The organism is Pseudomonas sp. IT-P176 (genome assembly GCF_949767245.1).
GTDB lineage: Bacteria > Pseudomonadota > Gammaproteobacteria > Pseudomonadales > Pseudomonadaceae > Aquipseudomonas.
Map to the genome: position 1 here is coordinate 1 of NZ_CATKPN010000063.1, position 24,317 is coordinate 24,317.

The 24,317-nt window shown below is 62.3% G+C and carries 22 protein-coding genes; 19 read left to right on the top strand and 3 right to left on the bottom strand.

The window, feature by feature from the left end; all coding sequences use genetic code 11:
* Positions 1 to 149 precede the first annotated feature (149 nt).
* From ACM6IP_RS18690 to ACM6IP_RS18745, 12 genes are all read left to right on the top strand, one after another.
* The gene (locus ACM6IP_RS18690) at positions 150 to 1,127 is read left to right on the top strand and encodes a hypothetical protein (protein WP_414862057.1); all 978 of its coding nucleotides are present in this window, start codon (positions 150 to 152) and stop codon (positions 1,125 to 1,127) included.
* A 16-nt stretch (positions 1,128 to 1,143) separates the two neighbouring features.
* Positions 1,144 to 1,689 (top strand): hypothetical protein, encoded by a 546-nt coding sequence (locus ACM6IP_RS18695; protein WP_414862058.1) that lies wholly within the window; start codon positions 1,144 to 1,146, stop codon positions 1,687 to 1,689.
* Positions 1,690 to 1,717: 28 nt separating this feature from the next.
* On the top strand, positions 1,718 to 1,981 hold the full coding sequence (locus ACM6IP_RS18700; protein WP_414862059.1) for a PAAR domain-containing protein: 264 nt from the start codon (positions 1,718 to 1,720) through the stop codon (positions 1,979 to 1,981).
* A 74-nt stretch (positions 1,982 to 2,055) separates the two neighbouring features.
* Entirely contained in the window at positions 2,056 to 3,225 is a 1,170-nt protein-coding gene (locus ACM6IP_RS18705; RefSeq protein WP_414862060.1) for a hypothetical protein, read from the top strand.
* Complete coding sequence (locus ACM6IP_RS18710; protein ID WP_414862061.1) at positions 3,226 to 6,540, top strand: ImcF-related family protein; 3,315 nt, start codon at positions 3,226 to 3,228, stop codon at positions 6,538 to 6,540.
* Positions 6,537 to 8,123, top strand: a complete 1,587-nt coding sequence (tssA, locus tag ACM6IP_RS18715) for a type VI secretion system protein TssA (RefSeq protein ID WP_414862062.1) — start codon at positions 6,537 to 6,539, stop codon at positions 8,121 to 8,123. Before ACM6IP_RS18710 ends, tssA begins: the two co-directional genes overlap by 4 nt.
* 30 nt (positions 8,124 to 8,153) lie before the next feature.
* A complete protein-coding gene (gene tssF, locus ACM6IP_RS18720) occupies positions 8,154 to 9,914 on the top strand; it encodes a type VI secretion system baseplate subunit TssF (protein ID WP_414862063.1) in 1,761 nt (586 codons plus the stop codon).
* On the top strand, positions 9,878 to 10,975 hold the full coding sequence (gene tssG / locus ACM6IP_RS18725) for a type VI secretion system baseplate subunit TssG (protein WP_414862064.1): 1,098 nt from the start codon (positions 9,878 to 9,880) through the stop codon (positions 10,973 to 10,975). The genes tssF and tssG overlap by 37 nt, the downstream gene beginning before the upstream one ends.
* Positions 10,956 to 11,492, top strand: a complete 537-nt coding sequence (gene tssJ / locus ACM6IP_RS18730; RefSeq protein WP_414862065.1) for a type VI secretion system lipoprotein TssJ — start codon at positions 10,956 to 10,958, stop codon at positions 11,490 to 11,492. Before tssG ends, tssJ begins: the two co-directional genes overlap by 20 nt.
* Before the next feature lie 3 nt (positions 11,493 to 11,495).
* Positions 11,496 to 11,927 (top strand): type VI secretion system baseplate subunit TssE, encoded by a 432-nt coding sequence (tssE, locus tag ACM6IP_RS18735; protein ID WP_401129820.1) that lies wholly within the window; start codon positions 11,496 to 11,498, stop codon positions 11,925 to 11,927.
* A 24-nt stretch (positions 11,928 to 11,951) separates the two neighbouring features.
* Positions 11,952 to 13,127 carry an OmpA family protein gene (locus ACM6IP_RS18740; RefSeq protein ID WP_414862066.1) on the top strand — a complete coding sequence of 392 codons (1,176 nt, stop codon included), beginning with the start codon at positions 11,952 to 11,954 and terminating at the stop codon, positions 13,125 to 13,127.
* A gap of 245 nt (positions 13,128 to 13,372) precedes the next feature.
* Entirely contained in the window at positions 13,373 to 13,540 is a 168-nt protein-coding gene (locus ACM6IP_RS18745; protein WP_414862067.1) for a hypothetical protein, read from the top strand.
* Positions 13,541 to 13,559: 19 nt separating this feature from the next.
* Here the strand turns inward: ACM6IP_RS18745 and ACM6IP_RS18750 are convergent, their stop codons facing one another.
* The 3 genes from ACM6IP_RS18750 to ACM6IP_RS18760 form a co-directional block, all read right to left on the bottom strand.
* On the bottom strand, positions 13,560 to 14,825 hold the full coding sequence (locus ACM6IP_RS18750) for an MFS transporter (protein WP_159995956.1): 1,266 nt from the start codon (positions 14,823 to 14,825) through the stop codon (positions 13,560 to 13,562).
* A gap of 38 nt (positions 14,826 to 14,863) precedes the next feature.
* Positions 14,864 to 15,934, bottom strand: coding sequence for a sugar phosphate isomerase/epimerase family protein (locus tag ACM6IP_RS18755; RefSeq protein ID WP_414862068.1), 1,071 nt, complete (start codon positions 15,932 to 15,934; stop codon positions 14,864 to 14,866).
* Between the two features lie 112 nt (positions 15,935 to 16,046).
* On the bottom strand, positions 16,047 to 17,555 hold the full coding sequence (locus tag ACM6IP_RS18760) for a PLP-dependent aminotransferase family protein (RefSeq protein WP_414862069.1): 1,509 nt from the start codon (positions 17,553 to 17,555) through the stop codon (positions 16,047 to 16,049).
* A 237-nt stretch (positions 17,556 to 17,792) separates the two neighbouring features.
* Between ACM6IP_RS18760 and ACM6IP_RS18765 the strand changes: the two genes are divergently transcribed.
* The 7 genes from ACM6IP_RS18765 to ACM6IP_RS18795 all read left to right on the top strand — a co-directional run bounded on the left by ACM6IP_RS18765 (position 17,793) and on the right by ACM6IP_RS18795 (position 24,190).
* Positions 17,793 to 18,773, top strand: a complete 981-nt coding sequence (locus tag ACM6IP_RS18765) for a quinone oxidoreductase family protein (protein ID WP_095170289.1) — start codon at positions 17,793 to 17,795, stop codon at positions 18,771 to 18,773.
* A 14-nt stretch (positions 18,774 to 18,787) separates the two neighbouring features.
* On the top strand, positions 18,788 to 19,636 hold the full coding sequence (locus tag ACM6IP_RS18770) for a TauD/TfdA dioxygenase family protein (protein WP_401129831.1): 849 nt from the start codon (positions 18,788 to 18,790) through the stop codon (positions 19,634 to 19,636).
* 86 nt (positions 19,637 to 19,722) lie between these two features.
* Positions 19,723 to 20,775 (top strand): 3-keto-5-aminohexanoate cleavage protein, encoded by a 1,053-nt coding sequence (locus ACM6IP_RS18775; RefSeq protein ID WP_095170291.1) that lies wholly within the window; start codon positions 19,723 to 19,725, stop codon positions 20,773 to 20,775.
* Between the two features lie 91 nt (positions 20,776 to 20,866).
* Positions 20,867 to 22,198 carry an MFS transporter gene (locus ACM6IP_RS18780; RefSeq protein ID WP_095170292.1) on the top strand — a complete coding sequence of 444 codons (1,332 nt, stop codon included), beginning with the start codon at positions 20,867 to 20,869 and terminating at the stop codon, positions 22,196 to 22,198.
* Positions 22,195 to 22,860 (top strand): DsbA family oxidoreductase, encoded by a 666-nt coding sequence (locus ACM6IP_RS18785; RefSeq protein WP_414862070.1) that lies wholly within the window; start codon positions 22,195 to 22,197, stop codon positions 22,858 to 22,860. The genes ACM6IP_RS18780 and ACM6IP_RS18785 overlap by 4 nt, the downstream gene beginning before the upstream one ends.
* Positions 22,857 to 23,183 carry a Rieske (2Fe-2S) protein gene (locus ACM6IP_RS18790; protein ID WP_095170294.1) on the top strand — a complete coding sequence of 109 codons (327 nt, stop codon included), beginning with the start codon at positions 22,857 to 22,859 and terminating at the stop codon, positions 23,181 to 23,183. Before ACM6IP_RS18785 ends, ACM6IP_RS18790 begins: the two co-directional genes overlap by 4 nt.
* Positions 23,180 to 24,190, top strand: a complete 1,011-nt coding sequence (locus tag ACM6IP_RS18795; protein WP_159995964.1) for a YeiH family protein — start codon at positions 23,180 to 23,182, stop codon at positions 24,188 to 24,190. Before ACM6IP_RS18790 ends, ACM6IP_RS18795 begins: the two co-directional genes overlap by 4 nt.
* The last annotated feature ends 127 nt before the right edge of the window (positions 24,191 to 24,317 follow it).

The window sequence follows — 24,317 nt, forward strand, 5'->3', positions numbered from 1 at the left end:
GGCCAGTACATTCCCATAGAACCGGAGAACAAAGCCTATATCGACCAGCACGGTATCCCCTATGGCACTTGGTAAACATCAGGTTCTGATTATCTCAGGGCACTTTCGTTTAAATCAGTCGTTATATGTGCGAACAAAGGAGTAACGCCATGCAAACGGTCAGGCATGCGGGAAGTACCAGTAGCGCAGGGGAGGCGGTGACCAAGGTGGTCTCTGCGGACAACGCCTTGAGGTGGGTTTCACCGGCTGAGAATGCCGAATTCAAAATAACCGAGGATGGCGAGTTTCCGGAGATCGTCTTCGAGTTTCGCGCGCAGGCAGTTGCCGACTGTACGTGGTCCTGGGCGATCGAGTGGGATGCAAAGGTAAGTGGCTTGAGGGAGCGGGCGCGCCAAGGGAATGCCCTACAGACATTCAAGGCATCGGGCTCATTTAATAACCGCAATAACGTGTGGGTCGCCGATTTATCCGGAAGCGTTCTAGGTGGAACGTTAACGGTGACTGTGGCGCTTGGCCAAAGGACACTCAGTCGGTCGGTGGTTATAAAAGGCGCAAACCCGAGTAAAGACAGCGTCGCGAATTACATAGCCGATCTCGAAGATATGAGTGGATTTGAGAAGTTACTGGAGCAGGAGACGGGCAGCAAACACTTCATCGAGTTGGATAGCGAACCCATTGTTGCCTTTGACAAAGGTTATGGCATCACCCAAATGACCAATCCAGCACCGACCTTTGAGCAGGTGTGGAATTGGAAGGCGAATATTCTGGCAGGCTCCTCCATATACAAGGATAAAGTTCGCGCTGCTAAAAAGTACCTTGGGCAGGCAAGTCGGACGTACACCGATGACCAGCTCAGGCATGAGGTGTTCAGCCGCTGGAATGGCGGCTCCTACCATGACTGGGACGTTACTTCCAGCTCCTGGGTCAGGAAGAAAAACACCCTCTGCGACAGCAATACCGGAAATATTGGCTGGTCAATGGACAAAGAAAAAAACAAAGACAAAACCGAAAGCGAACTGCGCGAGCGAGATAAGGATACTTACAAGAAAGGCACAAAGGGCCAGTCCGCCGAGCATCCATGGGAATATAAGGGGGTGTGTTATGCGGATCATGTACTTGCAGAGTAGTTTCAGGTGTTTTTTGTTGCTGTTGATATTCGGCTGGGGGAGTACAGCTACTGCGCTGGAGATTTCACCGTTATCGTTTCCAGGCGATACCGACAGGACTGTCTACATCGATGCAGCGGATGGCGGCGTGTATCCCCTGACGCTGTACTCCGATGTGGCCGGCATTGTGTATGACAAGAAAAAGCACAAGATCAATGGCGACTTTTATTTGCCTCTGTTTCAAGTGTCGGACTCTAACCCCGGCAAACCTTCGGCTTATTGCGGCTCCGGTCGCGAAGTGTGGCTGTATGTCTACAAGGTTCAAGGGAACACCCTGAGCCCGATAACGCGGGTCCTTGTAAGCAGTTGCTTGCGTTCGATCTCATTGACCAGCCAGAACACTGGCGAACAGGCGCAAGACTTAGATTTTTCTTCAGTGCAATGGCATGCGGCAGGCTTTTCCATTCAATGGTTTGCCAGGATCGATGCAGCGGGAAATTTATTGAGTTCAACAAACTATGTGGTGCATGACGATGTTTTTTCGGTGCAGGACGTATTGGCTGTTGAACATCCGGTGGATTGATCGATGCAGACTTTATAAGGAGTAAGTGATGAAAGGCATCATTCGCACAGGTGATAAAAACACGGGAGGGGGGCGAGTCCTGTCGGGCTCTAGCGCCCTGCAATTCGCAGGTCTTGCTGTAGCGCGCCAGGGTGACCCAGTGCAGTGCCCCATACCCGGTCATGGTCGCACGATCATCGCCGAGGGACATCGGCAGTTTCGCGAGAATGGAGTGCCGCTAGCGTTTGATGGGCACCGCTGTGCGTGTGGGTGCGTGTTGATAACGTCGCTGCCTGCCGCGGGTGCAAATTAGTCATGCCGGTGCGACTGGATCAAATCCCAGGCAAGGCGCCACGACCAGCCCCCCCTCGGGTGTGGTTGTGGCTGGTGCTGGTGCCCCTACTGTTAGTGGCCGCTGTCGGCGTGGCGTGGGCGTGGGACATTCCGGCATGGCGCGAGCAGCCCTTGAGCTACTGGGTGCAAGCGTCGGGCTTGGCACTTTTGCTCTGGAGTCTGCTGGGCTTCGTCCGAGGCTTGGTGCATTTGGGGCAGCAACGGGCTGCGGACGGTTGGGATCAAGCCCGAGAGGAAGATTCGCAGCGCAAGACACGACGAGGTCGACGGTCTCAGCAAGTCCTGGGGGTGAGCGTGCACACGGGCTTGCGCGAAGCTGGGCAATCACCGGCAGCGCAACTGGATGCTTTCCTGAGTGGGACTGCGGTGTTACAGAGTCAAGCTTCGCGCCAAGGTGATGGCTCTATACGCCATAGCTACCTGCCATACGACCCCCATGAACCTCCTGAGCAGGTGCTGCTGCAGGTGCTCAACCAGGTACTCGCCGATCTGGCGCAAGCATTGGTCCATCTGGCTGACGATACGCCGGTGGCATTGTTGCTGGAGATCGATAGCGGTTTGCCGGAGCCTGTGCTGCAACGGGTATGGCGCCACGCGTGGCGTGAGTCCGGTATCCGTCAGTCAACGTCGCCGCTCGACAGTAGCGGCCTCGCAGCGCTGGACCATTGGCTTGATCAGCGCATTGCCGATCGGGGAGTGTTGATGGTGGTGGCGGCGCAGTTTGCCCCACAACAATCTGAAGGCAAGGCGGAAGCCGCCGTGGGGGTGTTACTGGGTAACCGACTGACGCAAAACACCTTGCCTGCACTTGCCTACCTTCATCGACCGGAACTCGCACGTGAGCCTACCGCCGACGCATTGCTGCCTGCCGTACAACAGGCTCTGAATTGGGTTTCGCTGGACGCCAAGGCAATCAAATACGTCTGGCGGGCGGGGATTGCCAGCGAACTGGATGCGGCAATTTCCACGGTATTGGCACAAGTATCCATGCCCGCAAACGCCCCTCAAGGGCTTTGCAACCTCGATGCATTGCTGGGGCATCCGGGCGTAGCGTCACCTTGGCTGGCAATCGCTGGCGCCACGCAAAACCTGGCACTCGGCGCCGGGCCACAATTCATTTTCAGCGCTGACAACTCCGGTCAAACGGGACCGTGGGGCATGGTCTTGGCGCCCGTGCCAGTGCTTTTGACGAAGGAATCTTGAATGCAGTCTCCACACACCGTAGGGATTGGGGTGCTTATTGGCATCGTGCTGGTGGCGGGTGGGCTCATAGCCTGGCGTTTCCCTGAATGGCTAGCAATTGCTCCTGGCAGCGACGGCCACCGCATTGGCGTGTTGGTGATATCGATCGTTGCGTTTGTCAGCGCAATGCTGTTGGTGGCTTACCCTTTGCTCGGGCGTTCACTGGGGCGTGCAGCCTACCACCGGCAAGACGCCGATGATCTGCCCGACCCTGCGCAACCTGATGAGTCGCCCACTCAAGAGAAGCAAAGTGTCGCGGCCCTGAAGCAACACCTGCGCACCCAATACGGCCCCTTCTGGCGTTACAAAGTCCGCCTGCTGCTGGTGGTCGGTGAGCCCGCGCAAATTGACGCTATCGCTCCGGGCCTGAGTACTGACCGCTGGCAGCACGGGCAAGACCTGGTGTTGCTGCTGGGTGGCAGTGTGCAGGATGCATCGCAGGGCTTTTTTTGGCGCGAGTTGAGTAGCCGCTGGCGTGGGCTGGACGGGGTGGTCTGGGCGCTGACTGCCGAGCAAAGCGCCGATGCGGTGGCGATGGAGCAGGGCGCCCTGGGCTTGCGCCGGCTGGCTCGGGAATTGGGCTGGCATCTGCCATTAGCGATGTGGCAGGTGTGTCACAGCGCCTGGTCACAGCAAGGTCGCAACGTTCAAGCGGTGGGCTGTGAACTGCCAACGGGTTGCACCGTGCAGGTGCTGGAGAAACGTCTGCAGCAGTGGCTGCAGCCATTACGCCGGCAAGGCATGGCGCAGATGAACCAGGTGATGGGGCATGACTTTTTGTACCGTCTGTCCCGGGATTTGCAGGCCGAGGGCATCCGCCGCTGGTGTCAGGTGGCGGCCCCCTTGCTGGGGCCGTTGGCGCGGGGGGTGCCGTTGCGCGGCGTGTGGTTCAGCCTGGCTCTGGCGCCGCGTGCGGACACCGCGCCTAGGCACGCTTGGCTGGCAGACCCGGCCTGGCAGGGCGTATTGGCGGCGCCGTCGGTCAAGCGCCGCCTGGGCTGGAGTGCTCCGCGAGTCGGTTACGCCCTGGCTCTTGGCCTGGCGCTGTTGTGGGGGGCGGGGATGCTGCTGTCGTTCGCCACGAACCGTGCCCATATCGCCCAGGTGCAAGGCGTGCTGTCGGCTCTCGAACAGGCGCCGGTCGGTGATGGGCAACGGCTGGCGTTCAACGCGCTGGTGACTGAACTTGACCTCCTGGATTACCGCGCCGCGCACGGTGCGCCCTGGTATCAGCGTTTCGGTCTGAACCCCAACCCAGCATTGCTCGCGCTGTTGTGGCCGCGTTATGTCGAGGTCAATCAGCGACTGTTGCTTGACCCCGCGCTTGCCTCTTTACAGCGCCAGCTCAGCGCGCTGGTCAAGCTGCCGGCGGACAGCGCTGAACGCGCGCGGCGTGCGCCGAGAGCCTACGAACAGCTCAAGGCTTACCTGATGCTGGCGCGGCCCGACAAGGCTGACGCGAGTTTTCTCGCCAATACCCTGGGTGGCGTCGAGCAGGGGCTGGCCCCCGGTTGGTGGCAGTTCTACGGCAAGCACCTGGCGGCGCATCCGCAGTGGCGCATCGAGGCTGACCCAACGCTGGTGACCCAGGTCCGCCAAGTGCTGCTCGGCCAGTTGGGCCAGCGCAACGCCGAAGCCAGCCTGTACCAGCAGGTGCTCGACGCGGCCGCCAACCACTACCCGGCGCTGAACCTGGCGCAGATGGTGGGTGTCACCGATGCCATCGCGTTGTTCAGTAATCCGGCCGAGGTCCCTGGAGTGTTTACCCGGCAGGCCTGGGAAGGCCAGGTGCGGCAAGCGATCGATAACATCGCCGAAGCGCGCCGCGAGGAAATCGACTGGGTACTCAGCGACCAGCCGGCTGCGCTCGCCACGCACTTGAGCCCGCAGTTGCTGCGCGAGCGTCTCACTGCACGTTACTTCGAGGACTATGGCAGCGCCTGGCTGGACTTTCTCAATCGCCTGCGCTGGCAGCCAGCCAATAGTCTGGCGGATGTCATCGACCAATTGAGCCTGATGAGCGATGCGCGCCAGTCGCCGCTGATTGCCTTGATGAACACCCTGGCTTACCAGGGCCAGGCAGGCACTCGTCACCAGGCCCTGGGCGACTCGTTGCTGCAGTCGGCGCAAAAGCTGGTGGGCCAGGACAAGGTGGCGCTGATCGACCAGCAGTTGCAGGAGCCGCAGAGCCCGCTGGATGCCACGTTTGGCCCGTTGCTGGCGCTGCTGGGCAAGGACCCGCAAAGCAGGAATGACAGCCTCAGCCTGCAGGCTTTTCTCTCCCGGGTGACGCGGGTGCGCCTGAAACTGCAGCAAGTGAGCAACGCACCGGATCCGCAGGAGATGACCCAGGCCCTGGCGCAGACCGTGTTCCAGGGCAAGAGCGTCGACCTCACGGATACGCAATCCTACGGCAGCCTGCTGGCCGCCAGCCTTGGGGCGGAATGGGCGGGCATCGGCCAGACGTTGTTCGTGCAGCCGCTGGAGCAGGCCTGGCAGCGGGTCTTGCAACCTTCGGCTGCGAGCCTCAATCGCCAGTGGCAACGCTCGATCGGCAGTCATTGGCACAGCGCGTTCGCTGGCCGCTACCCGTTTGCCGCCACGCGCAGCGATGCTTCGTTGCCGATGTTGGGGCAGATGATCCGGGCCGACTCCGGGCGCATCGAGCAGTTTCTGCAGCATCAGTTGGGCGGCGTGCTGCGCAAGGAAGGCAATCGCTGGGTGGCCGATTCGCGGCACAGCCAGGGCTTGCGCTTCGACCCGAAGTTTCTCGCGGCAATCAACCAGCTCAGTCACCTGGCCGATGTGCTCTACACCGACGGCGGTATGGGCCTGGGGTTCGAACTGCAGGGCAAGGCGGTGCGCGACGTGGTGCAGACCACCTTCATCCTCAATGGCGAGCGTCATCAGTACTTCAATCAGCGTGAGAACTGGCAGCGGTTCAATTGGCCTGGGCGCAGCGATCATCCGGGGGCGAGCCTGAGCTGGATCAGCATCAGCAGCGGCGAACGGCTGTTCGGCGACTACCCGGGTACCTGGGGCCTGATCCGGCTGCTGGAGCAGGCCCAGGTCACGCCCCTGGATGACGGCGACAGCCGCTACCGGGTGGTGCTCAAGGCTGCAGATGGCCTGGGGCTGACCTGGCACCTGCGCACCGAACTGGGGGCTGGGCCGATGGCCTTGCTGCAGTTGCGCGACTTCAGGCTGCCATCGCGGATCTTTCTCGAGGAGGGCGTTGAGCCCGTGCCTTACGCACAGAATGGGAGCGTTGAATGAGCCTGCAGACATTGATTGCCCGTTGCCTGGGGCAGCGCGATGCGACGGCTCTGGCCCGTGTCCAGGCCGAGCGCTGGACAACCTGGTTGCAACCCATCAGCGGCGAGTCACCCGTAGGCCAGGACCCTGGCTATGACGATGATTTCCAGCACATGCGCGAAGAGGTCAACAAGTTGTCCGGGGCTGACCTGGAGCGAGTCGTGCAATGGGCGCAGAAGCTCCTCACGCACAGTTGCAAAGACCTGCGCGTGGCCACCTATTACCTGTGGGCCCGCTTGCACAAAGACGGCGAGGCAGGGTTGGCCGATGGCCTCAATCTGCTGGCTGCGCTGGTCGATCGATACGCCGACCAGGTGCTGCCTGCCCGCCCCAACAGTCGCAAGGCTGCCTTGGAATGGCTGGCGGCCAGCAAGGTGCTGGACAGTCTTTCGCTGCACCCGGAGGTGGTCAAAAGTGAAGCCGAGCGTACGGTGGCGGCGCTGGCGTGGCTGGAGCAGGGCCTGGCGAGCTGGCCAGAAAACCAGCGTCCGGAGCTGGGGCCACTGCACCGCGCGTTGTCCGTGCGGCTTGCGCAGGCCGGCGGCGTTGACGCAGTGGTTCCGCAGCACAGCGCCGGTCACGAGGCGGGCGGTCACAGAACGGCGCCGCCGCTTGCACCGATCAAGTCTGGACGTGATTTGCTCGACACTGGCCGCGCCTTGGCTGGTTATCTGCGTGAACAGCCCCTCGGTTGGTTGGCGGCCCATCACCTGATGAAAAGCTTGCGCTGGGACACCGTGCACCAGGCCCCGGCGCAGGATACCAACGGCTTTACGCGCCTGGCGCCACCGCGCGGCGACTATCGCACGCAACTCAAGCGACTGTACGTGCAACAGAGCTGGAGTGAGTTGCTGGAGCAGACCGAGCGAATGTTCGCCGAAGGCGTCAACCATTTCTGGCTGGACCTGCAGTGGTACCTGTTCCAGGCGCTGAGCAAACTGCCGCCGCCTCAGGACAGCTGGGCCGCGATTGCCCAGCGCGACCTGGGCATGTTTCTCGAACGCCTGCCCGGACTGGAGCTGTTGTGCTGGAGTGACGGCAGCCCCTTGGCCGACGAGACCACCCGCGAGTGGATCGCCCGGGACGTCAATGGCAATCAGCCCCAGCAGTGGTTGCCGGCACCGCTGGCTGTGACGACCAGCGTCGACGCCGAGGTCCTGTCCCTGGAAGCCGAGGCGCTGGCCCAGGCCGACAGCGATGGCGTGGAGTCGGCGCTGGCCTGGCTGGCGGCGCGCCCCGGGGTGCATAGCGGACGCCAGCGCTGGCAGTTGCGGTTATTGATGGCGCGGGTCGCCGAGCAATACGGCAAAAACGATCTGGCCCTGCACCTGCTGGGTGAATTGGATGCCTGCGCGCAGCGCCAGGCCCTGGCGCAGTGGGAGCCGGAGTTGGAGTTCGAGGTCAAGGCGCGCCTGCTCAAACTCTTGCGTCTCAAGGCCCAGCGCCAGGACTCAGACAAACCGGCACTGGCCCGGCGCATGGAGGCGCTGCTGGCAGCGCTGGTGAGCATTGACCCGGTGCGTGCCGCAGTGCTCTGCACTTAACCCTCATTGACCAGGATGTTTGCTTAACTCATGGAAAATCTGACATTGCGTTACTTCGACGCCGAGATGCGCTACTTGCGCGAAGCGGGCAAGGAGTTCGCGCAGGCCTTCCCGGACCGGGCGGCCCAACTCAACCTCGACAAACCGGGGACACAAGATCCCTACGTGGAACGATTGTTCGAGGGGTTTGCCTTCCTCATGGGGCGGCTCAGGGAAAAGCTCGACGATGACCTTCCGGAGTTGACGGAGGGACTGGTCAGCCTGCTGTGGCCGCATTACCTGCGCACGATCCCCTCGTTGTCGGTGGTCGAACTGCTCCCGGAGCATGCGCAGATGAAGGGCAGCGAAATGCTCGCCAAAGGGTTTGGCGTGCTCTCGCAACCCATCGGGCCACAGCGCACCCGCTGCAGCTACACCACCACCGAAGACCTGACGCTGCAGCCGTTGGCCCTGCAGTCCCTGCGTCTGGCGTACGAACCGGACGGACGTTCGGTGCTGCGACTGGGTTTTGCCTGTGGTGCCTTGGCGGACTGGAGCCAGGTCGACCTCAGTCGCTTGCCGCTGTACCTCAATGCCGACGCGCCGCTGGCCAGCGCGCTGCACCAGGCGCTAACCCTGAACGCACAGGCGCTGTACGTGCGCTGGCCCGGCGCAGAACGCCAGGCATTGGATGGGCACTTCGCGGCGAAAGGTTTTGCCGACGAGGATCGCTTGTGGCCCAAGGGCGACAGCGCCTTCAGCGGTTATCAGCTGCTGCTGGAATATTTCACCTTTCGCGAGAAGTTCATGTTCGTCACCCTCTGTGGTCTTGAGCAGGTGCAAGTGCCTCCCGGTACCACTGGATTCGAACTCGACGTGGTGCTGCGGGAGGCTTGGCCGCAGGCGTTTGCCCTGAGCGCCGAACACCTGCGCTTGCATGTGGTGCCGGTGATCAATCTGTTTGCGCTGGAAGCCGATCCACTGAGCCTGGCGCCCTTGCAAACCGATTACCTGCTGCGGCCGATGCGCTTGCAGGACGGTCACACCGAGATTTATTCAGTGGACCGGGTCTCGTCCGCGCGTCAGGGGGCCCGCCACGACTACGTACCCTTCAGCAGCTTTCGGCACAAGGGCGGCATGCTGCGCGACGAGGCCCCAGAACGCTATTTCCATACGCGCTTGAAGCGCGGCGCCAACGGCCGGCATGACACCTGGCTGATTCTTGGCGGCGAAGGTTTCGACGCCGACCAACTGGACAACCGCGATAGCTTGTCATTGCGCCTGACCGGCACCCACGGGCAGTTACCGCGCAAGGCCTTGCAAAGTACTTCCCTCGATACTCTGGTGCAGTCGACCCAAGTCGGCCTGCGGGTGCGCAATCTGTGCGCACCGACCATGCCGTGTTACCCACCGAACCGTGATCGCTTTCATTGGCGCGTGCTCAGTCACCTGGGCTCCAATTTTTTGCCCATGCTCGACAGCGCCGAAGTGCTGCGCGGCACCCTGGCGCTGTACGACTGGACGGGGAGTGAGCTGAACCGACGGCGCCTGGCGGCCATCGTCGAGGTTCGCCACCACCTGATCCAGCGATTCGAAAAGGGCTTCCTGCTGCGTGGCGTGGATATCGAAGTCACCCTGGATGCCAATGGTTTTTGCGGAGAGGGCGACATCAGCCTGTTCGGCGAGATGCTGCATCGATTTTTTGGCGTGTATGCCGACATTCATTTGTTCAACCAGCTCACGCTGGTCCTGCAACCTACTGGAAAGTGCCTTCGATGGAACGAGAATCACAGTCAGCGTATTCCCGGCTGAAAGCCTCCGGGTTGCTGGAGGCATTGCAGGGACGGGTGGCTGAGGCCAATTTGTACCGCTTCTGCCAGTTGCTGGAGCAAGCGCTGCCCAATCACCCACCGCTGGGCAGCACCACACGGCCGGCGGATGACCCGGTGCGCTTTCGCCCGGACCCCGGCATGGGATTCCCCGCCAGCGAGCTCAAGGCCATCGAACCTTGCGCGACCGATCCTAATGGCCCGGCGACGGTACGCACTCGCCTACTAGGCCTGTACGGTGTGGACTCGCCAATGCCGACTAGTTTTCTCGACGACATTGCCCAGCGACGGGAGGGGCATGAGGCGCTGGAAGCCTTCCTCGACATCTTCAACCACCGGATCTTCACTCAGTTCTACCGCATTTGGCGCAAGTACTCCTACCCAGCGACGTTCGAAAGCGGCGGCAGCGATGCCACCTCGCAGTGCCTGCTGGGCCTGATCGGGTTGGGGATTCCCGGTACCGCGCAACAGATCGCCACGCCCATTTCACGTTTCCTGGCGCTGCTCAGCGTCATGCGGCTACCCACCCGCAACGCTGAAGGCGTTGTGGCCCTGGTCAAGCTGTTGGCGCCCGAAACCCGAGCCCAGGTGACGCCGCATTGGCCGCAGAAAGTGCCGTTGGCCCAGCCGGCCAGCCTATGTTCAAGCCGGCCGGTGCGACTGTCCCAGGGCACGCCACTGGGGCGTGCCGGGCAAGACGTCAATAGCCAGTTGCACCTGGCGCTGTTTACCGACGATGCAGTCCAGGCCCGGGGCTGGTTGCCGGGCGGCCGCTTGCACAGCGATTTGTTGGTGTTGCTGCGGGTCTATCTGGGCTGGCGGTGCACCGCGCGCCTGCAGTTGTCGTTACCGGTGCGCAACCTGCCATCGCCAGTGCTTGGCAGCGCCGAAGTGCTGCTGGGCAAGACCGCCATGCTGGGGCGGGGCAGTGCGGCCGAGGTCGCTGCGCAGAATGCGAGCATCACGATCAACCTGGGTCGATATCAAGGCCTGCACATCAACCCCCAACTCAGAGAGGCACAGCATGTCGCGTACCCTGTTTAATGCATTGATGCTCGCGGCGCTGGGTGCGTCGCTGAGCGGTTGCGCAATGACCCAGGCGATATCGGATACCAGCAGCGCCACCGCACGGGCAATTTTCTACAAACAAGTGAAAACCCTGCACCTGGACTTCACTGCTCGCGCGTCGATCAACACCGCAGCGGCTGAAATGAACGCGCTCGCAACATCCACCCTGGTGCGCGTCTACCAGTTGCGCAGCCGTGATGCGCTGGACCGCACGACCTACGCCGCCCTGGTCGACGAGGGGGCCAGCGCGCTACAGGTCGACCGGTTGCATGAACAGGCCCTGGTGGTAAAGCCCGGGGAGGGCGCGCAATTGAGCATGGCGCTGGATAAGGACGCGCAATTTGTCGCGGTGGTCGCGCTATTTCGCGAGCCAGATACCCAAGCCGCGACCTGGCGCCTGGTCCTGGGTCGCGATGACCTGGACCCGGACCGAGCCCGGGTCATCGAGCTGGCGGACAACCGGCTGAGCCTGCGTCCACTGGCGAAGGACTGAGGCATGGCCAACCCACCTTCGCTCTACGAAATACTCCTGCAGAACTTCACTGGCGAACTGGACCTGCAGCGCGTCAGCGAAGAGGACCAGGTGACCCTGTCAGTACTCGACAACCTGCAACGCATCCTCAACAGCCGCGCCGGCACCCTGGCCCATCTGCCGGACTACGGTCTGCCGGACATGGGCCTGGTCCTGCAGGGGCTGCCGGCCACCGCACAGGATCTGATACGGACCATGGCCGCTACGCTGCTCAAGTACGAGCCGCGCCTGGCTGCGCTGAACATTGAACTGTTGCCACAAGTGTTGCCCGGCCATCTGGACTATGCCCTTGACCTGCAACTCAAGGGAGGCGCGCGGGTCACCTTCGGCACCACCCTGGCCCCCGAAGGCAAGGTGCTGGTGCGCCACTTGAAGCGCCAGCAGTCGCTGCTGTGATATCTCCAACCATAAGGACCTCCGATGACCGGGTTGTTTGAAATGCATGTGCGCGTGGGCAACGATCCGCGCGGTTTTGCCGAGTTCCTGGCGCTGCGCGAAGAACTCGGCAAGCTCAACCATCCGGCGCGTCCCGATGTGGACTGGGCGCTGGTCGAGCAGTTGTGCCTGGCGCTATTTCAAAAGAACGGCGCGGAACTGCAAACCGTCGCCGCCTTTGCCTTGGCCCGAAGCCAGCGCCATGGCTTGGAGGGCATGGGCCAAGGCCTCGAACTGCTAGCGATGCTCTCAGAGCAGTGGCTGAACCTATGGCCGCCAATGGCGGCGGCCCGCCTGGATATTCTCGCCTGGCTGTTCAGCCAGTTGCCACCATTGCTGCGCAGTCTGGTACTCGATACCCGAGACTTGCCTGCACTGGTTGATCTGGATGGGCAACTGGCGCGCCTCGCGCAACGCCTGGAACACCAGGTGCCGGCGCCTCTGGTGAGCTTGCAGGCACTGCGCCAGCAGCTGCATAACCTGATGCAACGCCTGCAGCGCAACGATTTACCCGGCCCGACGCCATACGGGATCTGGATGCCTCTGCCGGAACCGGCGCGCAGCTTGCCCGTGGTGATCCTGACCCAGCCACCGGCGTTAACAAGCCGGCAAACCCGTCGCACTCGACGCATGCCGTGGCTACTGGCCCTGGTCGCCACGCTCCTCCTTGCGTGCGGGTTGGCCTGGCAGAGTGGCTGGCACCTGGCGGCTGACAGTGACGGCCGGTATTACCTGGCCAACAACAGCCATCCGGCACAACCCAGGCTGGAGCCATTGCATCTGCACGGATTGTTCGATGCCGGTAGCGCTGAGCTCAAACCCGAAGCGAACGATTCACTGCTCAAGGCCCTGGGTGTGTTCAAACCTCGGCCCGACTGGCTGATCGTGATCACCGGGCACAGCGACACCACGGGCAGCGCCGAGCACAACCTGCAATTGTCACAAGCCCGGGCATCGGCCGTGCGTAGCTGGATGCGCCGCTTGGGCGATATCCCGGACAGTTGCCTGGCGGTCCAGGGAAACGGCGCGAACCATCCGCTTGCCAGTGACCGGACCGAGGCTGGACGGGCGGCCAACCGCCGCGTGGAGATTCGCCTGCTGCCCGCGTCGGGAGCTTGTGCAGCAGCCACTGTCGAGATCGGCGATTCACACACCTCTTGAAGCTGTCTTCGGCGCGGTACAGCGATGCTACGGAGTTTTAACGGCAAAAATAGCCATAAGGTGCGATAACGCTCAATTATTCCATCTTATAAACACCGTTTTCAGCAGTGTGGAATTTCGCATAACTAGTATGTAAATACATGGTACGTACCACACGCATAAAAGCCCACTACAAATGCCCTGGCTCCGCAGGAGTTGCAGATTGAGCGCCATCCGAAGTTGATTGGGGATTAACGGGTGTCGCGTTGCGCATTGCTGGCGCTGAAGCGGTACGCCAAGGCCTGGCCGTACAATTCGGTCAGGCCATGGGCCGCGAAGGAGGGGAGCATGAATGGCGGATCGTCAGTGCTGACGTTGCCGAAGGCACCCGTGCCATGCTGGAGCGACGGGTGCCAATGTTTGCCGGTGAATGAAGAGCAGTAACCCGCAGGTTCAGGCGGGCGCGACGTCAGCCCCGGCGGTGGCTCGGGCGTTCTTGCGCACGGCCTGGTACAGCAGGCTGGAGACAAGGAAGCCAACAATGGCCAGCAGGCTCATCAGGCTGAACACATAGTTGTAGCCTTGCTCGCCCGGGAAGTGGTCGAGGATCGAGCCGTAGATGACGTAGGCGAACATGCCCGGTGCGTAACCGATCAGGCAGCCAATGCCAAAGGCCGAGCCGGTGATGTGCTGGGGAATGCCGACTTCGCCCATGGGCGCCCAGAACACCCCACGCATGGAAAACACGATCAGCGCAAAAGACAGGGTGGCGGCCATGCCGGCGTAGATGTAACTCGGGCTTTTCGGAATCAGCATGATCACGCCCATCAACGGCAACAGCGCCAGGAAAGCCCATTTCAGGTAGCGGCTGGTGCTCTTGAACTGCTTGTCGGCAATGAAGCCACCGGCAGGTCCGCCAAGGATTTTCAGGCAGTACTGATTGATGATGCCGTAGGCACCGACCAGCGCCACCGGCAGTTGGTACATGTCCTTGAGGTAGGGAATGAAGTAGGTCAGGCCGCAGTACACGATATAGACCATGAACACGTTGAGGCTGACCAGCCAGATCCCCGGGACCTTGATGGCTTCCAACAGGTTCGACAGGCCGTTTTTTGCCTGCACGGTGGTCGACGTGGTGCCGCCCTTGAGCAGGAACCAGGTCAGTGTCCCGGCCAGGATGTCGATCACCGAGTAGAACAGGATCGCCGATTTCAGCCCCGTTTCACCCGAACCCATGGCGACGAAGACCCCCAGCGCAGAAAAAGCCACCAGGGTATCGACCACGCCCCGGCCACCTTCCAGCAGCCCGAACAGGCGTCCTTGTTCCTTGTCGTCGCCCAGGTTGCGGATGGCCTTGAGCAGTGACGGCCAGAACAGGCAGTCGGCGCACACCGCCAGCAGGCTGAAGACAATCAACAGGTTGCTGAAGGGCGGGAAGGTCGCGAGGTACAGGCCCAGGCCGCCGGTACCCAGCAAGCCCAGGGGAATCAGCTTGCGCGTGTCGTAACGGTCGGCGAGCATTCCGCCGACCACAAACAGCGCGGTCGCAATGATCGCGTTGGCGCTGAGCAGCAGGCCGATTTCAGTGTGGGTCAAACCCATGAACTCTTGCATGGGGATGTAGAAGGCGTCCTTGAGGTTCGCCAGTTTATAGATGGTGCCGCCACCGAGGATCAGGATCAGGAATCTGAGCCATTTGGCCTTGTCACGAGTTGTCATTGTTATTCTCCAAGCGTCGTCAGTGTGTCGCGTCGGGTTCAAGCGGGTGTGCAGGAGGCCAGGGTCAATTCGGCCAGGGTGCGCAACTCGGCCAGCAGGCCGCGCACGTAAGCGACCTGGTTGTTGGCCCAGCGGTGTTCATCGGCCAGCATGCGTTCCAGCGAGTAACCCGCTGGCAACGGCGTATCACTCATTTCCCGGTAGGCAATGAACGGGTCGGCGGACTCGTTGGTCTGGCGAAACGCCGGGGCTACGTAGTGGTTTTCCTGCTCGAGGATGAAGGCGATCACCTGGGGGCTGGACTCGCCCAGCATCAGCAACTCGAACAGCATGCGGGCACTGGGCAAGTCGTCTTCGTCACTGCCTTGCAGCACGCCGTAATGGCCAAAACCACTGTGCTCAGGGACGATTTGCACGCCCTTGAGGTGGACCTGGCGAATGTGCGGCGCGAGGTTGCGCAGGGCCTGCAGCGGCTGTTCACAGGCATTGATCATGTTGCCGAAGTCGAACAGGGCATGCAGCCGGGGGTGGTTGAGGCGGCTGAGCAACTGGGCGATCTCGGCGCTCTTGAGTTCCTCGTGTTGCTCGAAATCGAAGTACAGGTCATGGGCATCGGCCTGTTGCGCGAGGTAGCGCAGGTCGTTTTCGATCAGGTCCATGACCTGTGACAGTGAACCTTCGTAGCGTGAGTACACGCGGATGTTGCGCACGCCCAGGGCGCGGGCGATGGCGACCACTTGATCGACATCGGCTTGGCGAGTGCTGCTGATTTCCAGGTGCACTTCCAGGCCCAGGGCCCGGGCCTTGTCTGCAAACGCCTGCAACTGTGGGGCGCTCATCTGGCTCAGGCTGTTGGCCTCGCCGTCCAGCAGGTGCAGGCTCAAGCCCTGCAGCTCGTGGCGATAGGCAAAGTCCAGGAGGTCGGGGGGGGTGACACGGCCGTGGGTGAGGTTGGTCAACAGGGGATAGGCGTGGGCAAACAGGCGCAGTTGGCCCAGGCGGTCGAGCAACTGGCGCGCCAGTTCCGGGGTCAGTGTTGCGGGCGCTTGGGCGGCGCCGGCCTTGTGACTGAGCAAGGCGCTGAAGCGTTGTTGGATCTTATTGTTCATTCGAGTGGTTCCTGGTTCAGACACCGGGTCTACCGGCGCAACCTTTATCGCGCCAGTCAGGAACTCTCGATAGATCCATTATCGGTTAAATCATAAGACCACTTGCCAGGCCTCAGCTTGCCGCGGGCAGGCACCCCATGTCGCGCAGGGCCTGGGCGAGTGCGGCGACTCGCTGCTGCGCCTGGTCCTCGGGGGTGCTGGCGAAGCCGATCAGCAACGCCGGTGGCTGGCGGTGCTCGATGCAGTAGTCGCTCAGGGCATAGGTGTAGATATGGCGCAACGTCAGCTCCCGGGCGATGAGCTGGTCATCCAGCTGCACGGGCAACCAGGCGATCAGGTGCATGCCGGCATCCACGGGCGTGACCTGGAAAAAGCTCCCCAGCTGTTGCTGCAATTGCTCGACCAGCGCCTGCTGGCGGGCCTGGTACAGCGCGCGCATGCGGCGAATGTGGCCGAGAAAGTGGCCCTCGACCATGAAATCGGCAGTCACTGTCTGCAGCAGGGTCGGCGGGCTGCGATCCATGACCGCGCGCAGGGTGCAAAACGGCTCGATCAAGGCCTGGGGCAAAATCACGTAGCCCAGCCGCAGGGAGGGAAACAACACCTTGCTGAACGTGCCGACATAGATCACCCGTGCCCCCTGGTCCATGGCATAGAGCGCGGGCAGGGGGCGGCCGTGGTAGCGAAACTCACTGTCGCAGTCATCTTCGATGATCCAGCTTTGCTGCTGCTCGGCCCAGTCGATGAGTTCCTGGCGCCGCGCGTAGCTCATGGTCACCCCCAGAGGGTGCTGGCGCGAGGGGGTGGTAAACACCAGGCGAGCGTCGGGACAACTGGCCAGGCCGTACTGCACGTCGATGCCCTGGTCGTCGATGGGCAAGGGCACCACGTGGCCACCCTGGGCCTGCAGGGCGATGCGCGCGGCGATATGCCCCGGATCCTCCATCCACACCCGGTCCTGGGGGTTGAGCAGGAGCATGCCCAACAGGTTGAACGCTTGCTGGGCCCCGGACACGATCACTACCTGCTCGGCAGAACAGTCGATCCCGCGAGCATCGAACACGTAGTGCGCGATCGCCGTACGCAGGGCCTGTACGCCTTGCAGTTCGCCATAGCCGAGCATCGCCTTGCTCGGTTTGTGCAGGTGGCGGTTCATCAGGCGCTTCCACACAGCCTGGGGAAATGCATCGTAGGCACTGTGGCTGGGCAGGAAGGAAGTCGGGCTGCCGGGCGCCCAGTCGGCATAGCTGATGCCCTGGAAATGGCTGCTGCGTAAAGACAATACCGAGTGACTGAGGTCAGACAGGCGCGGCGGCTGGGGCTGGGCGTCAGGGGCGTTGGTGCTGCGGTTTTCCCACTCGGTGCCGACGTAGGTGCCCGCCCCGGTGCGCGAGGCCAGGAAACCCTCGGCCAGCAGTTGGTCAAACGCGTTGAGCAGGGTAATGCGCGACAGCCCCAGCTCCTTGCTCAACGTGCGGGTCGACGGCAGCCGCACACCGCCCTGGATCCGGCCGTTGAGGATCTGCTTGCGAATCTGCAAATACAGCTGGCGGTACAGCGGTATGGAGCTGGTGCGGTCCAGCACGATGCCCGACAGCAGCAAGCCAGAGGGGGATTTCATTGCACGCTCGTCTACAGGAGGTTGGGGTTGGGCTGAAGTGGCTTGCGGCCAAGGTTACCCAGAGGCCTGGGATAAGTCATCCACGGTACCTTGAAGCCGTTGATCCGGCGCGCTCGATTGTCACGAAATGAAAAGCCATTGTCGTCTGATGAGAAGCGGTGCCGCAGGCTGAGTCCTACAGTCCAATCAGCACAATTCGATGCCGCACGCCTATCTTGCAATGGAGAATAAGAAAACATGGCCAAAGCCGTCCGCTTTTACGAACCCGGTGGTCCCGATGTCCTTCGCCTTGAAGACGTCGAAGTCGGCGAGCCCGGTCCCGGCCAGGTTCGTCTTCGTCATGTGGCGGTCGGCCTGAACTATGCCGACACCTACTTTCGCAATGGCACCTACCCGATCCCAATGCCCAACGGCATGGGCGTGGAAGCTTCCGGGGTGGTCCAGGCCATTGGCGAGGGGGTCAGCAACGTACAGGTTGGCGACCGTGTCACCTACACCGGCTTTCTCAACACCCTGGGGGCCTACAGCACCGAGCGCCTGATCCCGGCCGCGCCGCTGATCAAGCTGCCGGAAACCATCAGCTTCGAAACCGCCGCCGCCATGACCATGCGTGGCCTGACAGCCTCGTACCTGATGCGCCGCATCTATGACTTCAAACCCGGTGACAGTATTCTGCTGCACGCAGCCGCCGGTGGCGTGGGCCTGATCGTTTCGCAATGGGCCAAGCTGCTGGGCCTGACGGTGATCGGCACCGTGTCGACCGAGGCCAAGGCCGAAGTTGCCCGCGCCCACGGTTGCGACCACGTGATCAACTACAGCCACGAAGACGTTGCCCTGCGGGTGCGTGAATTGACCGATGGGGTAGGGGTCAACGTGGTGTTCGACAGCGTTGGCAAAAACACCTTCATGGGCTCCCTCGATTCCCTCAAGCGTCGTGGCCTGCTGGTATGTGTCGGTACCGCTTCCGGTCCGATCCCGCCATTCGACCCAGTGCTGCTGGCGATGAAGGGCTCGTTGTTCATGACCCGCCCGGCGCTGGCGGACTACATCTCGGACCCGGCAGAGAAAGCCGCCCTGGCCGGTGAACTGTTCGAGCTGGTCGGCAGCGGCCAGATCAAGATCGAGATCAACCAGCACTACGCCTTGCAGGACGCCGTCCAGGCCCATCGGGACCTGGAGTCACGCAAGACCACGGGCTCGTCGATTTTCGTCATCTAAGGGAGCCGCCTGCCATGAGAGTCGAACAATTGACCTGCAGCATCGGCGCGGAACTGATCGGCGTCAGCCTCGCCGATGCGGTCCACGACGACGGTCTTTTTGCCGAGATTCGTGCCCAGTTGCTCAAGCACCGGGTGGTGTTCCTGCGTAACCAGGACATCAGCCGCGCCGAGCATGTGGCCTTCGCTCGCCGCTTCGGCGAGCTGGAGGATCACCCGGTGGCCGGCAGCGACCCGGATCACCCGGGCCTGGTGCGCATCTACAAGAATCCCGACCAGCCGATGGACCGTTACGAAAACGCCTGGCACACCGACGCCACCTGGCGTGAAGCACCGCCCATGGGTTGCGTGTTGCGCTGCGTGGAGTGCCCGCCAGTGGGTGGCGACACGATGTGGGCGAATATGGTGGAGGCCTACGCACGACTGCCGGAAGACGTGAAGCTGAAGATTGCCGAGCTGCGTGCACGCCACAGCATCGAAGCCAGCTTCGGCGCCGCCATGCCGATCGAAAAACGCCTGGCGCTCAAGGCCATGTACCCGGATGCCGAGCATCCGGTCGTACGGACTCACCCGGAAACCGGCGAAAAGGTGTTGTTCGTCAACGCCTTCACCACCCACTTGAGCAACTACCACACCCCCGAGCGGGTGCGTTTCGGCCAGGACGCCAATCCGGGCGCCAGCGAACTGCTGCGCTACCTGATCAGCCAGGCCTATATCCCCGAGTACCAGGTGCGCTGGCGCTGGCAGCCCAACAGCATCGCCATCTGGGACAACCGCAGCACCCAGCATTACGCCGTCATGGACTACCCACCGTGCCATCGCAAGATGGAGCGGGCCGGGATCATCGGCGACAAGACCTACTGAAACACCGCAACGGCATTCGCACTCGTACAAGCGCTGCCCGGGCACGATCCCAGGTGCGCGAACAACCATAATAAAAGGAGTAACTCATGCAATTCTTTGACGATTCCCTGCACCCGGAAAACATGGAGAAGGTGGTCATCACCGTGGCCCCTTACGGCCCGGAGTGGATGCCCGAAGACTTCCCGGAAGACATCCCCCTGACCATGGATGAACAGGTGCAAAAGGCGGTCGATTGTTATGAGGCAGGTGCCACGGTCCTGCACCTGCATGTACGCGAGTTGGACGGCAAGGGCTCCAAGCGCCTGTCCAAGTTCAACGAACTGATTGCCGGCGTACGTGAAGCCGTGCCAGACATGATCATCCAGGTCGGCGGCTCGATTTCCTTTGCCCCGGAAAGTGACGGCGAAGCGGCCAAGTGGCTGTCGGACGACACCCGGCACATGCTGGCTGATCTGCAGCCCACGCCAGACCAGGTCACGGTAGCAATCAACACCACCCAGATGAACATCATGGAGCTGCTGTATCCGGAGTATCTGGAGGGCACTTCCCTGGCCAACCCGGGTATCCAGGCTGCGTACAGCGAAATGACTGTGCCGGCCGGCCCGGCCTGGGTCGCCGAGCACTTGCGCCGCCTGACCGCAGCCGGTGTGCAGCCGCACTTCCAGCTGACCGGCATGCACGCCCTGGAAACCCTCGAGCGCCTGGTGCGCAAGGGCATCTACATGGGGCCGTTGAACCTGACCTGGATCGGTATCGGCGGCGGCTTCGACGGCCCGAACCCGTTCAACTTCTTCAACTTCATCCACCGCGCGCCGAACGGTTGCACCCTGACCTCCGAATCGCTGCTCAAGAACGTCATGCCGTTCAACACCATGTCGATGGCCATGGGCATGCACCCGCGCGTGGGCAATGAAGACACTATCATTGATCACAAGGGCGATCGGTTCAGCTCGGTTGCGCAGATCCAGCAAACCGTGCGCATCGCTCATGAACTGGGTCGCGAGATCGCCAGCGGCAAAGAAGCCCGTGAGATCTACCGAATCGGTGTGCAGTACCAGAGTATCGAAGAAACCCTGTTGGCCAATGGTATGGCCCCCAACCGCAAGGTGGGCGAGAAAGGTGTGCCGCAACGCGGCTGATCGCTGACGCGGGGGAAGTTCAAGGCTTCCCCCGCGCTGCGTTGCTACAAGCTCGATAACAACAATTACAACAATGTTTCGAGGAGGCTGCATGGCCTTTCACCCCATTGCCGCAGACGATGATGACGCCAGTGGTGTCGGTGTTGCGCGCAAATATGCCTGGATCGTCTTTGCCCTGACGTTCGGCCTGTTGATTTCCGATTACATGTCGCGCCAGGTGCTCAACGCGGTCTTTCCGATGCTCAAGGGCGAGTGGGCCCTGAGTGACGGCCAGTTGGGCCTGCTCAGCGGCATTGTCGCGCTGATGGTTGGCTTGCTGACCTTCCCTTTGTCGTTGCTGGCGGACCGCTTCGGTCGGGTCAAGAGCCTGGCGTTGATGGCGCTGCTGTGGAGCCTGGCCACCCTGGGTTGCGCGCTGGCCCAGGATTACCAGCAGATGTTCATTGCCCGCTTCATGGTGGGCGTGGGCGAGGCGGCCTACGGCAGCGTAGGTATTGCCGTGGTGATCTCGGTGTTTCCCAAGCACCTGCGGGCCACCCTGACCAGTGCGTTCATGGCCGGCGGCATGTTCGGCTCGGTGCTGGGCATGGCCCTGGGCGGCGCGATCGCGGCCAAGCTCGGCTGGCGCTGGTCGTTCGCCGGCATGGCGTTGTTTGGCCTGCTGCTGGCGGTGCTGTACCCGATCATCGTCAAGGAGGCTCGCATTGCTCCGCAGCGGGCCAGCCAGGCCGCGAACAAGGTCGCCGCGGCGGTCAAGCGGCCGCTGCGTACCCTGTGTTCCAGCCCTTCGGTGATTGCCGCCTATATCGGCAGTGGCTTGCAGTTGTTCGTGGGCGGCACGGTGATTGTGTGGATGCCCAGCTACCTCAACCGTTACTACGACATGGCCACCGGCAAGGCCGGCGGCGTCGCAGCGATCATTGTGTTGTGCAGCGGCGCCGGGATGATCCTGTGCGGCATCCTCAGCGACCGCCTGTGTCGGCAATCGGCCCAGCGCAAGGTGTCCCTGGCAATCGCCTATTGCCTGGGCAGTTGCCTACTGCTGTCGGCAGCGTTCGCCTTGCCGCCAGGCCCTGCGCAGTTGCTGCTGATTTGCCTGGGGATGCTGATTGCGGCAGGGACGACCGGTCCTGCCGGGGCCATGGTTGCCAACCTGACCCACTACTCGGTGCACGGTACGGCCTTTGCCACATTGACCCTGGCCAACAACTTGCTCGGCCTGGCCCCGGGCCCATTCATCACCGGCAAGGTGTCGGATGTGATCGGGCTGCAGGCGGCGTTTCAACTGGTGCCACTGGTGAGCATCGCGGCGGCCGCGGTGTTCTTTTACGCCAAGTGTCACTACCACAAGGATATTGCCCGGCTTCAGGGCGAACAGGTCAACGATTCGGTTGGCCACGCGGTTGTAGAGGTGAAAGTGTGAGTGTTCGTTTACAGATTGATGTGTTTTTCGATTTCATCTGCCCCTGGTGCCTGATCGGCAAGCGCCAGCTGGAGCGGGCCCAGGCGTTGCTGCTCAGCCAGCAACCCGGGGTGCAAATCATTACCCAGTGGCACGGCGTGCAGTTGTTGCCGCACATGCCGGTCGGCGGGCAGCCCTTCGCCGAATTCTACAGTCGCCGCCTGGGCAGTGCCGAAGCCGTCAGCCAACGCCAGTCCCAGGTGCAGCAGGCGGCGAACGCGGTGGGGGTGAGCATCGATTTCAGCCGCATCGCGACCATGCCCAATACCGCCGATGCCCACCGTTTGCTGGAGCGGGCCAACCAACTGGGCTCGCCAGAGCAGCGCGATGCCTTGCTGGAACGTTTGTATGGTGCCTATTTCCAGCAGGGCGAGGACTTGGGATGCCGGCAGACCCTGCTGGCCATCGCTCAGGACTGCGGGTTCGAGGTCGCGGCGCTGGAGGATTGTCTGCGTGGCGATGGCCAGGAGTTTATCGGTCATGGCGCTGGCGCCGCCAGCGGGGTGCCGTGTTTTCAGTTCGATCGACACCTGACGGTGGTCGGCGCGCAGCCGGCCGAAGCCCTGTTGGGCGCGATGCGCGAAGCCCTGCTGGAAAGCCAGCGTGAGCGGCAACCGGCATGAACCGGCGGGTCCCTGTGCCTGCCGGAAAACTTCCGCAGGCAGGCGGTCGCGCACTGCTGGATCTGGAAGGTAAAAGCCTGGCGCTGTTCAACGTCGACGGCGAACTGCTGGTGATCGACGACAGCTGTCCCCATCAGGGCTCGTCGTTGTGTGGCGGGCGCCTGGAGGGGCGAGTGATTCAATGCTGCGCCCACGGCCTGCGCTTCGATCTGCGCACGGGCTACCTGCTCAATTCCACCGCACTCAAGGTTGCCCAGTATCCGGTCGAGGTCATCGACGACCAGGCATTTATCGTTTTCCCTTGCGAGGAGTCCGCGCCATGAGCGCCATCGCTCTTACCCGTATTCATAGCCGCACCCGCGAGCTGGCGCCGGGGTTTGTAGTCAGCCTGATCGTCGCGGCGGCGGCGTCGTTTTTGTCCGAGCACTACGGTGCGCCGGTCATGTTGTTCGCCTTGCTGCTGGGCATGGCCCTGAACTTCCTCGCCGGTGAAGGCACCTGCAAGGCCGGCATCGAGTTCACGGCGCGCACCGTATTGCGCATTGGCGTGGCCTTGCTGGGCATGCGCATCACCCTGGAACAGATTGCTGCGCTGGGCTGGAAGCCGGTGGCCCTGGTGGTGATCCTGGTAGTGGTGACCATCGGTGTCTCGGTGATCGCCGCCAAGGCCCTGGGGTTCCAGCGCCTGTTCGGCATGCTCACCGGTGGCGCCACTGCGATCTGTGGCGCCTCGGCGGCCCTCGCACTGGCGGCGGCCTTGCCCAACCACCCGCAAAAAGAACGCGCCACGTTGTTCACGGTGATCGGTGTCTCGGCGTTGTCGACCCTGGCGATGATCCTGTACCCGATGATCGCCAATTGGCTGGAGTTGTCGCCGCAAGTGGCCGGGGTGTTCCTTGGCGCGACCATCCACGATGTCGCCCAGGTGGTGGGGGCCGGCTACAGCATGTCGACCGAGACCGGGGATACCGCCACGGTGATCAAGTTGATGCGCGTGGCCATGCTCCTGCCGGTGATCGTCTGTGCAGCGATGGTCACGCGCATGCAGGGCGCCGATACGACGGGCAAGCGCCCGCCGTTGCTGCCCTGGTTTGCCGTGGGTTTCCTGCTGCTGGCCTGTATCAACAGCACCGGCTGGGTCGCCCCGGTGGTGCAGGGCACGGTCAACGAGCTGTCACGCTGGTGCCTGGTGGTGTCCATCAGCGCCCTGGGGATGAAGACCCAGCTCAAGGAGCTGGCTGCGGTGGGGATCAAGCCGATCCTGCTGATGGTCGGGGAGACGGTATTCCTGGTGGTGCTGGTGCTGTTGTTGCTGCACTGGGGGCTGTAACCCCTCCACAAAGCTCTCGGCGGGTGCCACAAGCGCCGGCCTTTTTCACGGTGACTGTGCCAGCGGTCGCCGTTTTTTTTGCCCAGATATCCAACTATGTTGGCTGTGCTGGCCCCATCGCGGCATC